Origin of the sequence: Arenimonas sp. SCN 70-307, assembly GCF_001724815.1 — a bacterium.
Taxonomy (GTDB): domain Bacteria; phylum Pseudomonadota; class Gammaproteobacteria; order Xanthomonadales; family Xanthomonadaceae; genus Arenimonas.
Genome location: NZ_MEDO01000014.1, coordinates 149,172 through 162,644 on the forward strand (window position 1 = coordinate 149,172; position 13,473 = coordinate 162,644).

General features: G+C 73.1%; 12 protein-coding genes. 6 read left to right on the top strand and 6 right to left on the bottom strand.

Going from position 1 to position 13,473, the window contains the following annotated elements; genetic code table 11:
- Positions 1–20: 20 nt before the first annotated feature.
- The 4 genes from ABS41_RS07010 to ABS41_RS07025 are packed head-to-tail and all read right to left on the bottom strand — an operon-like array spanning position 21 to position 3,496.
- Positions 21–623, bottom strand: coding sequence for a response regulator transcription factor (locus tag ABS41_RS07010; protein ID WP_290592294.1), 603 nt, complete (start codon positions 621–623; stop codon positions 21–23).
- Positions 620–1,753, bottom strand: coding sequence for a sensor histidine kinase (locus ABS41_RS07015; RefSeq protein ID WP_290592296.1), 1,134 nt, complete (start codon positions 1,751–1,753; stop codon positions 620–622). The genes ABS41_RS07010 and ABS41_RS07015 overlap by 4 nt, the downstream gene beginning before the upstream one ends.
- A 46-nt stretch (positions 1,754–1,799) precedes the next feature.
- Complete coding sequence (locus ABS41_RS07020) at positions 1,800–2,561, bottom strand: ABC transporter permease (RefSeq protein WP_290592298.1); 762 nt, start codon at positions 2,559–2,561, stop codon at positions 1,800–1,802.
- A complete protein-coding gene (locus ABS41_RS07025) occupies positions 2,558–3,496 on the bottom strand; it encodes an ABC transporter ATP-binding protein (RefSeq protein WP_290592300.1) in 939 nt (312 codons plus the stop codon). Before ABS41_RS07025 ends, ABS41_RS07020 begins: the two co-directional genes overlap by 4 nt.
- A gap of 236 nt (positions 3,497–3,732) precedes the next feature.
- Between ABS41_RS07025 and ABS41_RS07030 the strand changes: the two genes are divergently transcribed.
- On the top strand, positions 3,733–5,235 hold the full coding sequence (locus ABS41_RS07030; RefSeq protein WP_290592302.1) for an aminotransferase class III-fold pyridoxal phosphate-dependent enzyme: 1,503 nt from the start codon (positions 3,733–3,735) through the stop codon (positions 5,233–5,235).
- Between the two features lie 58 nt (positions 5,236–5,293).
- Here the strand turns inward: ABS41_RS07030 and ABS41_RS07035 are convergent, their stop codons facing one another.
- The gene (locus ABS41_RS07035) at positions 5,294–6,475 is read right to left on the bottom strand and encodes an FAD-dependent oxidoreductase (protein WP_290592305.1); all 1,182 of its coding nucleotides are present in this window, start codon (positions 6,473–6,475) and stop codon (positions 5,294–5,296) included.
- Positions 6,472–7,683, bottom strand: a complete 1,212-nt coding sequence (gene ubiH, locus ABS41_RS07040) for a 2-octaprenyl-6-methoxyphenyl hydroxylase (RefSeq protein ID WP_290592307.1) — start codon at positions 7,681–7,683, stop codon at positions 6,472–6,474. The genes ABS41_RS07035 and ubiH overlap by 4 nt, the downstream gene beginning before the upstream one ends.
- 97 nt (positions 7,684–7,780) lie before the next feature.
- Here ubiH and ABS41_RS07045 point away from each other — a divergent pair, with 97 nt between their 5' ends.
- From ABS41_RS07045 to ABS41_RS07065, 5 genes are all read left to right on the top strand, one after another.
- A complete protein-coding gene (locus ABS41_RS07045; RefSeq protein ID WP_290592309.1) occupies positions 7,781–8,365 on the top strand; it encodes a hypothetical protein in 585 nt (194 codons plus the stop codon).
- Positions 8,366–8,372: 7 nt separating this feature from the next.
- Entirely contained in the window at positions 8,373–8,927 is a 555-nt protein-coding gene (locus ABS41_RS07050) for a cob(I)yrinic acid a,c-diamide adenosyltransferase (RefSeq protein ID WP_290592311.1), read from the top strand.
- 2 nt (positions 8,928–8,929) lie between these two features.
- Entirely contained in the window at positions 8,930–9,847 is a 918-nt protein-coding gene (locus ABS41_RS07055; protein ID WP_290592313.1) for a histone deacetylase family protein, read from the top strand.
- Positions 9,848–9,918: 71 nt separating this feature from the next.
- A complete protein-coding gene (gene lptD, locus ABS41_RS07060; RefSeq protein ID WP_290592315.1) occupies positions 9,919–12,141 on the top strand; it encodes an LPS assembly protein LptD in 2,223 nt (740 codons plus the stop codon).
- A 27-nt stretch (positions 12,142–12,168) separates the two neighbouring features.
- A complete protein-coding gene (locus tag ABS41_RS07065; RefSeq protein ID WP_290592317.1) occupies positions 12,169–13,470 on the top strand; it encodes a peptidylprolyl isomerase in 1,302 nt (433 codons plus the stop codon).
- Positions 13,471–13,473 lie beyond the last annotated feature (3 nt).

Consider the following 13,473-nt stretch of genomic DNA (forward strand, 5'->3'; position numbering starts at 1 on the left):
GTGAACCTGACCCCGTTTCTTCAGAGCCAGCCTTTGGCGCGGGCGGTGCGGTAGGCCTCGATGCGGTTCTCGGCGCCGAGCTTGCCGATGGCATCGGAGAGGTAATTACGCACGGTGCCGGGGCCCAGGTTGAGGCGCGCGGCGATATCGGCGGTCTTCACGCCCTCGCCGGCCAGGCGCAGCACCTGGCGCTCGCGCTCGGTCAGCGGGTCGTCCTCGCCCCAGGCCGCCACGGCCAGCTGCGGGTCGATGGCGCGGCCGCCGGCATGCACCTGGCGCAGGGCCTGCGCCAGCCGGGCGGCCGGTGCGTCCTTGAGCAGGTAGCCGCGTACCCCGGCCTCCAGCGCACGGCGCAGATAACCGGCGCGCGCGAACGTGGTCAGCACCACCACCCGCGTTGGCAGGCCGGCCGCCTGCACCTTCAGCGCCAGGTCCAGGCCGGTCTGGCCCGGCATTTCGATGTCGGTGACGAGCAGGTCCGGGCGCAGGCGTTCGACCGCCTCCCAGGCGGCATCGCCGTCGCCGGCCTGCGCCAGCACCTGCAGGTCGGGCTCCAGGCCCAGCAGGGCCGCCAGCGCGCCGCGCACCATCGCCTGGTCCTCGGCCAGCACCAGCCGGATCATGCGGACGGCCCCTGCAGCGCCGCGCGCGGCAAATGCAGGCCCAGGCGCGTGCCCGCGCCGGGCGCCGAGTCGATCTCCAGCCGCCCGCCCAGCGCGGCCAGGCGCTCGCGCATGCCGGCCAGTCCGGTGTTGGCTTCGAGCACGCCGCCGCGGCCATCGTCGCTGATGCGCAGGCGCACGCCGCCCGGCTCGCCCAGCAGTTCGACCTCGACGCGGCTGGCGCCGGCGTGGCGGATGATGTTGGTGACCGCCTCGCGCAGGCCCAGTGCCAGCACCGATTCGGCCTCGGGCGGCAGCTCCACCGGATCGATCCGCTGGTCGAGCCGGACGTCGGCCGACAGCAGCGCCAGCCGGGCCGCCGCCAGCTCGGCCTGCAGGCCGGTGGCGCGGATGCCCACCACGGCCTCGCGCACCTGGGCCAGGGCCTGCCTCGCCACGGACTCGACTTCGGCCATCTGCGCCTTCGCCGCCCGTGGGTCGGTGTCGACCAGGCGGCCGGCCAGTTCGCCCTTGAGCGCCACCACCGACAGCGTGTGCCCGAGCAGGTCGTGCAGGTCGCGGCCGATGCGCTCGCGTTCGGCCATCGCCGCCAGCCGGGCCACCTCCTGCTGGGTCAGGCGCAGTTCGGCGTTGCGGCGTGCGCGCTCTCGCGAGTACAGGCTGCCGGCAAGCACCAGGCCGCCGATCATCGCCGTCATGCCGCCCCAGGCCAGGGCCAGGCGCAGCTGTGGCATCACCCAGGCGAACTGCAGCACCAGCAGCGCCAGCAGCGACACGCCCACCAGCACCGCCATCCGCGGCCGGAACGACCAGGCCGCCATGCCGCAGGCGTAGATCAGGAAGGTGTTGCCGCCCGGGTTGAAGGGCACCAGCACGTAACCGACCGAGGCCACGCCGAGCACCAGGGCCGGACGCCAGGCCGCGGGTGCGTGGTAGAAGCCGAAGTGCATCGGCAGGAACAGCGCGATCGCCACCAGGCTGGACAACAGGGCGCGGCCCGGGCCCAGCGGCGAGAAGGCCATGGGCAGGAACACGAACAGCAGGTAGGCCAGGGTCACCCACGGGCTGTCGTGGATGTCGTCGCCGTCCCGCTCGGGCGCGGACGGTACCTTGGACAGGGCGCGTTCCATGGGCTGGCACCTTAGCCGATCGCGGCGGACCGCGCCGGGCCCGCGCTCACAGCCGCCGCAGCCGCAGCGCGGCCAGGGCCAGGAACAGCGCGGTCATGCCCATGAGCACGGCCACGTGCAGCGGATAATTCACGTCCCGCACCTGTCCCACGACGCCCAGCGCCATCTGCCCCAGGTGCCAGGCCGGCCAGGCCGCGGCCAGTTTCTGGATCAGCGGCGGGAAGACGAAGATCGGCATCCACAAGCCAGAGAGCACCGACATCGGCAGGTAGACCAGGTTGACGATGGCCACCGCCGCCTGGCCCTTCACCAGCGTGCCGATCAGCAGGCCCAGCGCGCAGAACGGCGCCGTGCCCAGCAGCAGCACCGCCACCAGCAGCAGCCATTCGCCGGGCGCGATGCGCACGCCACCGAAGCCCACCGCCGCGATCGACAGCAGGCACAACACCGCGAAGCCGAACACCAGGCTCATGGCGATCTTGGCGAGGAAGTAGGCCATCGCCGGCATCGGCGAAACGCGCTTGAGCTCGAGCCAGCCGCGCTCGCGCTCGATCGCCAGGCCCACGCCGAAGCCGAACAGCGCCGGGCCGATCACGCCGAAGGCGCCGTAGGTGGCCAGCAGGTAGGCCGACTTGTCGTAGTCGCCCCACTTGCCCGGCAGCAGCACCGCGAACAGCACGTAGAACACCACCGGGAAGGCCAGCGAGGGAATGGCGAAGGCCGGCGTGCGCAGCACGCGCAGCAGTTCGTACCAGGCCTCGAGGCCGTGGATGCGCCAGGGCGAAGGCGCGGCGAAGGAGGTGTTCATGCGGCGTTCTCCAGGGTCTTGCGGGCGGTGAGCGCCAGCACCGCGTCTTCCAGCGGCAGCGGGCGCACTTCGAGGTCCTGCAGGTGCTCGTCGGCGGCCAGCCAGCGCCGCAGCAGCGCCTCGGGCCGGGCGGTGGACACTTCGAAACGGCCTTCGTGCAGACGCACGGCGTCGGCTTCCGGCCAGGCCGAGACGGCGGTGGCGGGCAGGCGGCTGCGCGCATGCACGCGCTTGCCGTCGGCCAGGCCCTTGATGCGCGCCGGCGTGTCGTCGGCGAGCACGCGGCCGGCGGCCATCAGCACGATGCGGTCGGCCAGCGCGTCGGCTTCCTCCAGGTAGTGGGTGGTCAGCACGATCGCGGTGCCTTCGGCGCGCAGGCGACGGATGACCTCCCAGAACGCGCGCCGCGCCTCCACGTCCAGGCCCACCGTCGGCTCGTCGATGAACAGCAGCGGCGGCCGGCCGCAGATCGCCAGCGCGAACTGGACGCGGCGCTTCTGGCCGCCCGAAAGCGCGCCGTAGCTGCGCCCGGCGAGCTCGGTCAGACCGGCCAGGGCGAGCGTGTCGTCCACGTGGCGCGGCGCCGGGTAGTAGCTCGAGAACAGGCGCAGGTGTTCGTGCACCCGCAAGGTATCGGGCAGGTCCCCGTCCTGCAGCATCACGCCGATGCCGCGGCGGGCGGCGGGTTCGCGCGGGTCGCGGCCGAACAGGTCGGCGCGGCCCTCGTCGGGTCCGATCCGGCCGGTGAGCAGGCCCAGGGCGGTGGTCTTGCCGGCGCCGTTCGCGCCCAGCAGGGCCAGCACTTCGCCGGCGTGGATGGCCAGGTCGAGCCGGTCGAGGGCAGTCACCGCGCCGTAGCGCTTGCGGGCGCCTTCGAGGCGGGCCAGCACCGGCCGCGGGGCGGCGGGGGCCTTGGGTTTGTTTTGCAGGTCCATCGGCAGTCTCCCTGTGGGGTGGCTGCAGTGTTCCGGCCGGGGGGCCGCGGCGGCAGTGGACGGCGTCAGCGCCGGGGCCTGACAGCTGTCACCCGGCCAGCGCCCGATTCAAACGCCCGGGGGTTACGCCCGGCCCGGGCGGGGTGATAAGATCGGCCACAAGTCATTGATTTTCAACGCAAGACCCAACGCGCGAGGGCCTTCCTCGCGCTTTGTTTTGGGTCGGGGAGCACGCCATGAACCTGATCGAGATCCTCAAGCCGCTGCGCAGCCATGCCGGCGCCGTCCGCACCCGTGGCCTGGACGACGCCACCATCGAGCGCCTGGCCGGCCGCTTCCCCGACCTGGGCGAGGCCGTGAAGGCCGCCGCGGCCCAGTACGCCGCCATCGCCACCGAATTCGCCGACCTGCTCGAGCTCGACGAGCAGGCGCAGATCGACGCCGTGCAGGCCGGCTTCGTGAACTTCTATCCCGACGACGCGGTGAACCCGTACGTCGCCCTCGCCGCGCGCGGCCCCTGGGTGGTCACGCTCAAGGGCGCGGTGGTCCACGACTCGGGCGGCTACGGCATGCTCGGCCTGGGCCATACCCCCGCCGCGCTGATCGAGGCCATGGCCCGCCCGCAGGTGATGGCCAACGTGATGACCCCCTCGCTCTCGCAGCTGCGCATCGTGCGCGCGCTGCGCAAGGAAATCGGCCACACCCGCGGCGGCTGCCCGTTCGCGCGCTTCCTGTGCCTCAACTCCGGCTCCGAGTCGGTGTCGCTGGCCGGCCGCATCGCCGACGTCAACGCCAAGCTGCACACCGACGCCGGCGGCCGCCACGCCGGCAAGCGCGTCAAGCGCATCGCCATCAAGGGCGCCTTCCACGGCCGCACCGAGCTGCCGGCGCTGTACTCGGATTCGTCGCGCAAGAACTACCTCGCCCACCTGGCCAGTTACCAGCACCACAACGACCAGCTGCTGACCGTCGAGCCCTACTCGATCGAGGGCCTGCGCCAGGTGTTCGCCGACGCCGACAAGAACGGCTGGTACATCGAAGCCATGTTCCTCGAGCCGGTGATGGGCGAAGGCGACCCGGGCCGCGCGGTGCCGCCGGAGTTCTACGCCGTGGCCCGCGAGCTGACCAAGGCGCACGGCACCCTGCTGCTGGTGGACTCGATCCAGGCCGGCCTGCGCGCCCACGGCGTGCTGTCGATCGTCGACTACCCGGGCTTCGAGGGCCTGGAGGCGCCGGACATGGAGACCTATTCGAAGGCGCTCAACGGCGGCCAGTACCCGCTGTCGGTGCTGGCGGTGAACGAGCGCGCGGCGGGCCTGTACCGCAAGGGCGTGTACGGCAACACCATGACCGCCAACCCGCGCGCGCTCGACATCGCCGCGGCGATGCTGGGACAGCTGACGCCGGCGCTGCGCGCGAACGTGCGCGAGCGCGGCCGGGAGTTCCTGGATAAGATCAACGCGCTCAAGGACGAGCTGGGCAACGGCCTGATCACCAAGGTGCAGGGCACGGGCCTGCTGTTCTCCTGCGAGCTCGACCCGATGTTCAAGTGCTACGGCACCGGCTCGACCGAGGAATACATGCGCGAGCGCGGCATCGGCGTGATCCACGGCGGCACCAACTCGCTGCGCTTCACCCCGCACTTCGGCGTCACCAGCGAAGAAATCGACCTGGTGGTCGAACACATCCGCCACGCCCTCCTGCACGGCCCCCGCAGCACCCAGGCCGCCGCGGCCTGAAACAAAGAAAGGGGGTCAGGTTCACTTCCGAGGAAGTGAACCTGACCCCCTTTCTCGTTCACACGCCGGCGGCGCGTTCCCAGAGCAGGCGGGTGAGGGGCGGGAGGCGGTTGGCGAGGCCGAGGGCGTGGCCGCGCAGGAGGGTGGGCAGCATCGCGTCGTTGCTGAAGGCGCGGTTGATGGCTTCGAAGGAATAGGCCGCCAGCGTGTTCTCGCTGCGGCGCGTGCGCTCCCAGCGCGCGAGGCGGTGCTGCGCGCCCAGGTCGGCGTGCGCCGCCTGGGCCTTGCGCCAGGTCTCGCGCAGGCCCGCCACGTCGCGCAGGCCCAGGTTCACGCCCTGCCCCGCCAGCGGATGCACCACGTGCGCGGCGTCGCCGGCCAGCGCCACGCGGCCGGCCACGTAGGCGCTGGCGAGCTGGCGGCGCAGCGGGAAGGCCGCGCGCGCCGACACCGACACCACCTCGCCCAGGCGCGCATCGAAGGCGCGCGTCAGCTCGCGCCGGAAACTTTCCTCGTCGGCCTCGAGCAGGCGCTGCGCCTCGTCTTCCGGCAGCGTCCAAACGATCGAGCAGCGGCCGTCGGTGAAGGGCAGGAAGGCCAGCGGCCCGGTCGGCAGGAAGCGCTGCCAGGCGGTGTCCTCGTGCGGAAGCTCGGTGCCCACGTAGGCCACCAGGCCGCGCTGGCCGTAGTCGTGCAGCGGCGCCTCCAGGCCCGCCAGCGCGCGCAGGCCGGAGGACGCGCCGTCGGCGCCCAGCACCAGGCGGCCGTGCAGCACGCTGCCGTCGGACAGCGTGACCGCCGCGCTGTGTTCGTCCTGCGCCAGCGCCTCGACCTTCGCCGGGCAGTGCCGGTGGATGCCCGGCTCGCGCCCGCAGGCCGCCCACAGGCGATCGGCCAGCAGCGTGTTCTCGATGATGTGGCCCAGGGCCGGGCGGCCCAGCGCGTCGGCGTCGAAGCACAGCTCGCCGCCGCCGGCCGCGTCCCAGACGCGCATGCGCCGGTACGGCTGGGCGCGCGCCTCGCGCACGCCCGTCCACACGCCGAGGTCATCGAGCAGCGCGGCGTTGTCGGGCGCGAAGGCCACCACGCGCAGGTCCGGTTCGTCCTGCTGCCAACGCGCCGGCTCGCGGGCTTCGACCAGGGCCACCTTCAGGCCATCGCGCGCGGCCGCCAGCGCGGCGGCGCTGCCGACGATGCCGGCGCCCACCACCACCAGGTCATAAGGAGCGCGCCGGTTCATGCGCGCCCCCGCGACAGCAGCGGCACCTCGCCGCGATAGCCCATCGCGCCGCTGGCCAGCGGCGCGGCCAGTCCCGGCAGGTGGCCCAGGGCCAGCAGGCCCAGCGAACGGGCCACGTGCATGGGGAAGGAATCGTTGGCGGTGGCGCGCGCCAGGCCATCGCTGAAGGCCAGGGTGCGCTCGCGGTCTTCGCGCCTCGACGCGGCATAGTCGGCCAGGCGCGCAGCCTCGCCCGGGTCGCCGCCTTCGAGCCGCTGCGCCAGGGCCAGCGCATCGCGCAGCCCGAGGTTGAAACCCTGCGCGCCGATCGGATGGATCGACTGCGCCGCGTTGCCCACCACCACCGCACGCGGCGCCACCAGGTGCCGGGCCACCACGCGCACGATCGGATAGCCGCTGCGCTGGCCCACCCGGCGCACGCGCCCGGCGCGCCAGCCGAAGCGCTGCTGGAAATAGTCGGCATAGGCCGCGTCGTCCATCGCCAGCACCGCCCCGGCGCGTTCGCGCGCCACGCCGCAGATGGCGCCGTAGTGGCCGCCGGCCATCGGCAGCAGGGCCACCGGGCCCTCGTCGGTGAAGCGCTCGAAGGCGGTGCCGTCCGGCGCGCGCTCGGTGGCGAGGCTGCAGACAACGAGGGTCTGGCCGTAATCGTGCTCGTCGGCGCCGATGCCCAGGGCCGAGCGCGCCAGCGAGCGGCTGCCGTCGGCCGCCACCAGCAGGCGGGTGCGCAGCTCGCGCTCGCCATCCTCGCCGCGAAGGCGCACGCGCGGGCCGTCCGGGTCGGGCGTCACCGCCAGCACCGTGGCCGGGCGATGCCGCACCAGGCCCCCCACCTGCGCCACCCGCGATTCCAGGGCCTGGCCCAGCTCGCGCGCCAGCACCACGCCGCCGAAAGCCTCGTGGCCCAGCTCGGCGGCCTCGAGCCGCACGCTGCCGAAGTCGCCGGCGCGGCTGACGTGGATGCGCCGGATCGGCGCCGGCGCCGTGGCCAGGCGCGGCAGCACGTCCAGCGCCGCCAGTGCGTTGAGGCTGGCCGCGGCCAGGGCCAGTTTGCGCTCGTCGAAGCCGGGCGCGCCGGCCGCGGGCGCGCTGGCCTCGACCTGGCCGACGCGCCAGCCGCGGCCGTCGAGCGCGCAGGCCAGCGCCGTGCCCACCAGGCCGCCGCCGAGGATGAGGATGTCGTGGTCGAAGCCGTTCTCGCCGTGCATGGCGTGATGATACGCCCCCGCCCCGTGCATGGCCCGCAACGACCCGCCGCTTCCGCTAAACTCCCTGCCTGCCCGACCGCTTCCCGGACCCGATCCCATGACTTCAACGCAGTACCCGCGCCTGGCCCTCTTCGCCGCCCTCGCCCTGCTGATGGCCGCCACGCGCCTGAACCACTTCGGCGCGGTGCCGGACGCGTCCTGGGCGGTGTTCCTGCTGGCCGGCTTCTACCTCGCCGGCTCGGTGCGCTGGGCCTTCCCGGCCCTGATGGGGCTGGCCGTCGCGGTCGACTACGTGGTGATCACCGGCACCGGCGCCAGCTTCTGGAGCCACTACTGCATGTCGCCGGGCTACTGGGCCCTGCTGCCGGCGCACTTCGCGCTGTGGATGGCCGGCGCCGGCCTGCACCGCTTCGGCGCAGGCAAGCCGCTGCGCCAGCTCGCGGGCCTGGCCCCGGCCGTGCTGCTGGGCGTGGTGGCCTGCCACTTCTTCGCCCAGGGCGGCTTCTACTGGCTGAGTGATGCGGTGGCCAACCCCACCGTCGCCGGCTGGGCCAAGAATTACGCCGACTGGCTCCCGGCCTACCTGGGCACCACCGCGCTGTACGTGGGCCTCGCGGCCGCGCTGCACGCCGCCGTGCTCGCGATCGCCCCGCTCAACGCCGCCCGCCGCGCCACCCGCTGAGGCCGCGATGGGCAACCGGCTGTCGAAGATCTATACCCGCACCGGCGACGACGGCAGCACGGGCCTGGGCGACGGCAGCCGCGTGGCCAAGGACTCGGCCCGCGTCACCGCCTACGGCACCGTGGACGAGGCGAACTCCGCCATCGGCCTGGTGCTGGCCTGCGAGATCCCCGATCAGGTGCGCACCGTGCTGGTGTCGGTGCAGCACCAGCTGTTCGACCTCGGCGGCGAGCTGTGCATCCCCGGCCACGCCGCCATCCAGGACGCCGACGTGCAGCGCCTGGAAGACCAGCTCGACGCCTTCAACGCCGACCTGCCGCCGCTCAAGGACTTCATCCTGCCCGGTGGCGGCCTGCCCGCGGCGCACTGCCACCTGGCCCGCACCATTTGCCGCCGCGCCGAGCGCGAGACGGTGACGCTTTCGCACCACGACGCGGTGCGCCCGCAGGCCATCCGCTACCTCAACCGCCTCTCCGACCTGCTGTTCGTGCTCGCGCGCGTGCTCGCCCGCGCCAGCGGCCACGGCGAGGTGCTCTGGAACCACGAGCGCCGCAAGGGCTGAGCGTGCTGCTCTACACGCACACGGCCTGCCTGGAACACGACCCCGGCCCGGGCCACCCCGAGTGCCCGGCGCGCCTGGAAGCCGTGCTGCACGCAGTGCGTGCCGCCTTTCCCGCCTTCGACTGGCGCCAGGCCCCCGAGGCCCCGCGCGACGCCCTGCTGCGCGTGCACACCCGCGCGCTGGTGGAATCCGTGCTCGACACGAAGGTCGAAGGCCAGCACCGCCTCGACGAAGACACCCTGCTCTCGCCCGGCTCGGCCGCCGCCGCGCTGCGCGCCGCCGGCGCCGGCATCGCGGCCGTGGACGCGGTGATGGCCGGCGAAGCGCGCCAGGCCTTCTGCGCCGTGCGTCCGCCCGGCCACCACGCCACCGCCGGCACGGCCATGGGTTTTTGCCTGTTCAATTCGGCCGCGGTGGCCGCCGCGCATGCGGTGCATGCGCACGGCCTGCACCGCGTCGCCATCGCCGACTTCGACGTGCACCACGGCAACGGCAGCCAGGCCATCTTCGCCGGCGACCCGCGGGTGATGTACCTCAGTTCGCACCAGGCGCCGCTGTATCCGTACACCGGCGACCCGGCCGAACGCGGCGTGGGCAACCTGGCCAACGCCACCCTGGCGCCCGGCGCCGGCGGCGCGGCCTTCCGGGCCGCCTGGGGCGAGCGCCTGCTGCCCGAGCTCGAGGCCTTCCGGCCGCAGCTGCTGCTGGTGTCGGCCGGCTTCGACGGCCACCGCCTCGACCCGCTGGCCGACCTGGCGCTCGAGGCCGAGGACTACCGCTGGCTGGGCCGCGAGCTGGCCGCGCTGGCCGGGCGCCACGCCGAAGGCCGGCTGGTGTCGATGCTCGAGGGCGGCTACAGCCTGGCGGCGCTGCGCGCCTGCTCGGTGGCCCACCTGCAGGGCCTGCTCGACGCCGCCTGAGCCGGCCCGGGGCGTGTTGCCCCGCCCCAGCGCATGGGCGAAGCTATCGCGTCCTTTCCCTGGAATTCCCCGTGCGCCGCCCAGCCCTTCGCCTGCTTCCGCTCTGCCTGGCCATGGCCTGCGCCGCCCGCGCCGAGGACACGCCGCGCTCCGACTGGGCCCTGTGCCCCGACAGCGCCACGCTGCCGGTGTACCGCCCGCCGGCGGAAGGCGGCACCCCGCCCGCCGACCGCACCGCGCTGCCCACCGACGTGAGCGCGCTGGCGCTGGACCTCAGCGGCGAGCAGGTGACGGTGCTCACCGGCGAGGTCGAACTCGAGCAGGGCGACCGCTGGCTGGGCACCGACAAGCTCACCTACGAGCACGACAAGCAGCAGTTCCGCACCGAAGGCCCGGTGCGCTACCAGGACAGCGGGCTGCGCCTTCAGGCCGCGCGCGCCGAAGGCGACCTCGCTGCCGACCTGGTGCGGCTCGACGACGTGCAGTACCAGTTCAACGACGAGGCCGGAAACGGCCGCGCCGACGTGGTCGAACTGCGCGGCAAGCAGGGCACGCTCATGGGCGGCAGTTATTCCACCTGCCCGCCGGCGCAGCGGCAGTGGGAGTTCAAGGCCGCCAACATCGAGGTCGACCAGGAGCGCGGCACCGCCACGGCGACCAACGCCACCCTGCGCCTGGGCGGCGTGCCCGTGCTGTGGCTGCCGTGGGTGAGCTTCCCCACCGACGACCGCCGCCGCAGCGGCCTGCTCAGCCCGACCGTCGGGCATGACGACCGCAACGGCTTCGAGTACGAGCAGCCGATCTACCTCAACCTCGCGCCCCACTACGACGCCACGCTCAAGCCGCGCTGGCTGTCCGACCGCGGCCTGATGCTGGGCGCGGAATTCCGCTACCTCGGCGCCACCGACGCCAGCGGCACGGTCGAGGGCACCTGGCTGCCCAACGACGACGTCACCGGATCGGACCGCGGCCTGGTGCGCTGGCGCCACGCCGACCGGCTGACGCCGCACTGGTCCTTCCGCGCCGACCTCAGCCACGTCAGCGACCCGGATTACTTCGTCGACTTCGGCGACTCCCTGCCCAACACCACCATCACCCAGCTCCAGAGCACGATGGGCCTGTACGGCCGCGGCCAGTACTGGGAAGCCGAACTGCTGGCCGAGAGCTGGCAGGTGGCCAGCCCCATCCTGCTGCCCTCGCAGCTGCCGTTCCGGCGCCTGCCGGCCGCCGGCCTGCGCTGGGAACGCCCCTACGGCGAGTGGCTCGAGCTGGGCCTCCAGGCCGAGGCCACGCGCTTCGAGGGCGAGGACCGCGGCGGCGGCAACCGCGTCGACCTCCAGCCTTATGTGCAGTTGCCGCTGGGCGGCGCGGCCTGGTTCGCCACGCCGCGGCTGGCCTGGCGCTATACCGCCTACTCGCTCGACCCGTCCCTGGTGCCGCCCGGTGCCGACGACGGCCCGAGCCGCAGCCTGCCGGTGCTGAGCCTGGACATGGGCGCGCACTTCGAACGCGGCTTCGACTGGGGCGGCCGCGGCTTCCTGCAGACGCTCGAGCCGCGCCTGTACTACCTGTACGTGCCCTACCGCGACCAGGACGACCTGCCGCTGCTCGACACCCAGCCGCTGACCTTCGCCTGGCCGGGCCTGTTCCGCAGCAACCGCTTCGCCGGCGCGGACCGCCAGGGCGACGCCAACCAGCTCGCCGCCGCGCTCACCACGCGCGTGCTCACGGCCGACGGCGGCCGCGAGGTGCTGAGCCTGGGCCTGGGCCGGATCCACTACTTCGAGGCGCCGCGGGTCACCGTGCCGGGCGCCGGCGCGCTGTCGGACGAGGGCTCGGCCTGGGTGGCCGAGGCCCGCTGGTCGGCCAGCGAGCGCTTCAGCCTGGGCCTGGCGCACCAGTGGGACCCGGACCAGTCCGGCACCCAGCTCTCGGCCGTGCGCGGCCAGTGGCGCTACGGCGAGCGCGGCGTGGTCAACGCCGCCTACCGCTACCGCGCCGACCTGCTCGAGCAGGCCGATCTCTCCTTCCTGCTGCCGGTGCACCGCAACTGGAGCCTGCTGGGCCGCTGGAACTATTCGCTGCTCGAGCGCCAGACCCTCGAGGCCATGGCCGGCGTCGAGTGGAAGAGCTGCTGCGTCGCGGTGCGCCTGGTGGGCCGTCGCTACCTGCGTGAATTCAGCGACGAGCGCAATACCGGCGTGTACCTTGAGATCGAGCTGAACGGCGTGGGCAGCTTCGGCCGCGACACGGCCCGCCTGCTTGATGATGCTATTCTTGACTATTCCCGCTGAGACTTGGCGGCCGGAGCCGCAGACCGCATGAACAACGCCTTCACCCCCGTCCTGGCCGCCCTGCTGGCCGTGTCCGCCGCCCTGCTGCCCGCCCCCGCGGCGGCGCAGGCAACCACGTCGGTCGACAGCATCGTCGCGGTGGTGGACGAGGACGTGATCCTGCGCAGCGAGCTCGACCGCGCCGTGTCGAACGTCGAGGCGCAGTACGCCAGCAACCCCGGCCAGCTGCCGCCGCGCCCGGTGCTCGAGCGCCAGGTGCTCGACCGTCTCGTGCTCTCGCGCCTGCAGCTGGGCCGCGCCCGCGACTCCGGCGTGCGCGTGAGCGACGGCGAACTGGCCCAGGCCATCGAGTCGGTGGCCTCGCGCAACCGCATGACCGGCGACCAGCTGCGCCAGCGCCTCGCCGCCGACGGCATGAGCTACGAGGAATTCCGCACCAGCCTGCGCGAGGAAATGCTGATCGAGCGCCTGCGCCAGCGCTTCGTGCAGGGCCGCGTGCAGGTCAGCGAGTCCGAGATCGACCAGCTGCTGGCCGTGCGCGAGATCGGCGGCCCCGAAGTGCGCCTGGCCAACATCGTCGTCGGCCTGCCCGACGGCGCCACGCCCGACCAGGTGGCGACCGCGGCCAACAAGGCGCGCGACATCAAGTCCGTGATCGAAAAGGGCGAGCTCGACTTCTCCGCCGCGGCCATCCGCTTCTCCGACGCGCCCAACGCGCTCGAGGGCGGCGAGATCGGCTGGCGCGCGCTCGACGCGATCCCGCCGGCGCTGGTGGGCCTGATCCAGCAGCTGCAGCCGGGCCAGATCACCGAGCCGGTGCGCACCCCGGGCGGCTACCAGCTGATCCAGCTGATCGAGACCCGCGCGCAGGGCGTGCAGACGATCACCGAGTACAACTCGCTGGGCATCCTGGTGCGCGTCACCCCGACCGTGAACGTCGAGGCCGCCCGCCAGAAGATCGAGCAGATGCGTGCGCGCATCGTCGCCGGCGAAGACTTCGGCGTCGTCGCCCGCGAGGGTTCCGACGACAACCTCAGCCGCAACGACGGCGGCAACATGGGCTGGTTCCAGATCAACGAGTGGGGCACCGCCGTGGGCAACCAGCTGATGCAGCTGCAGGACGGCGAGCTGTCGCAGCCCTTCCAGAGCGAGGTGGGCTGGCACCTGGTGCGCCGCCTCGGCACCCGCGTGCAGGACGTGACCGAGCTCAACCGCCGCAACCAGGCGCGCGAGATCATCGCCCAGCGCAAGGCCGAGGAAGAGTACGAGCGCTACCTGCGCCAGCTGCGCACGGAAGCGTATTTCGAGAGCCGCCTGCCGGCACCCTGAACC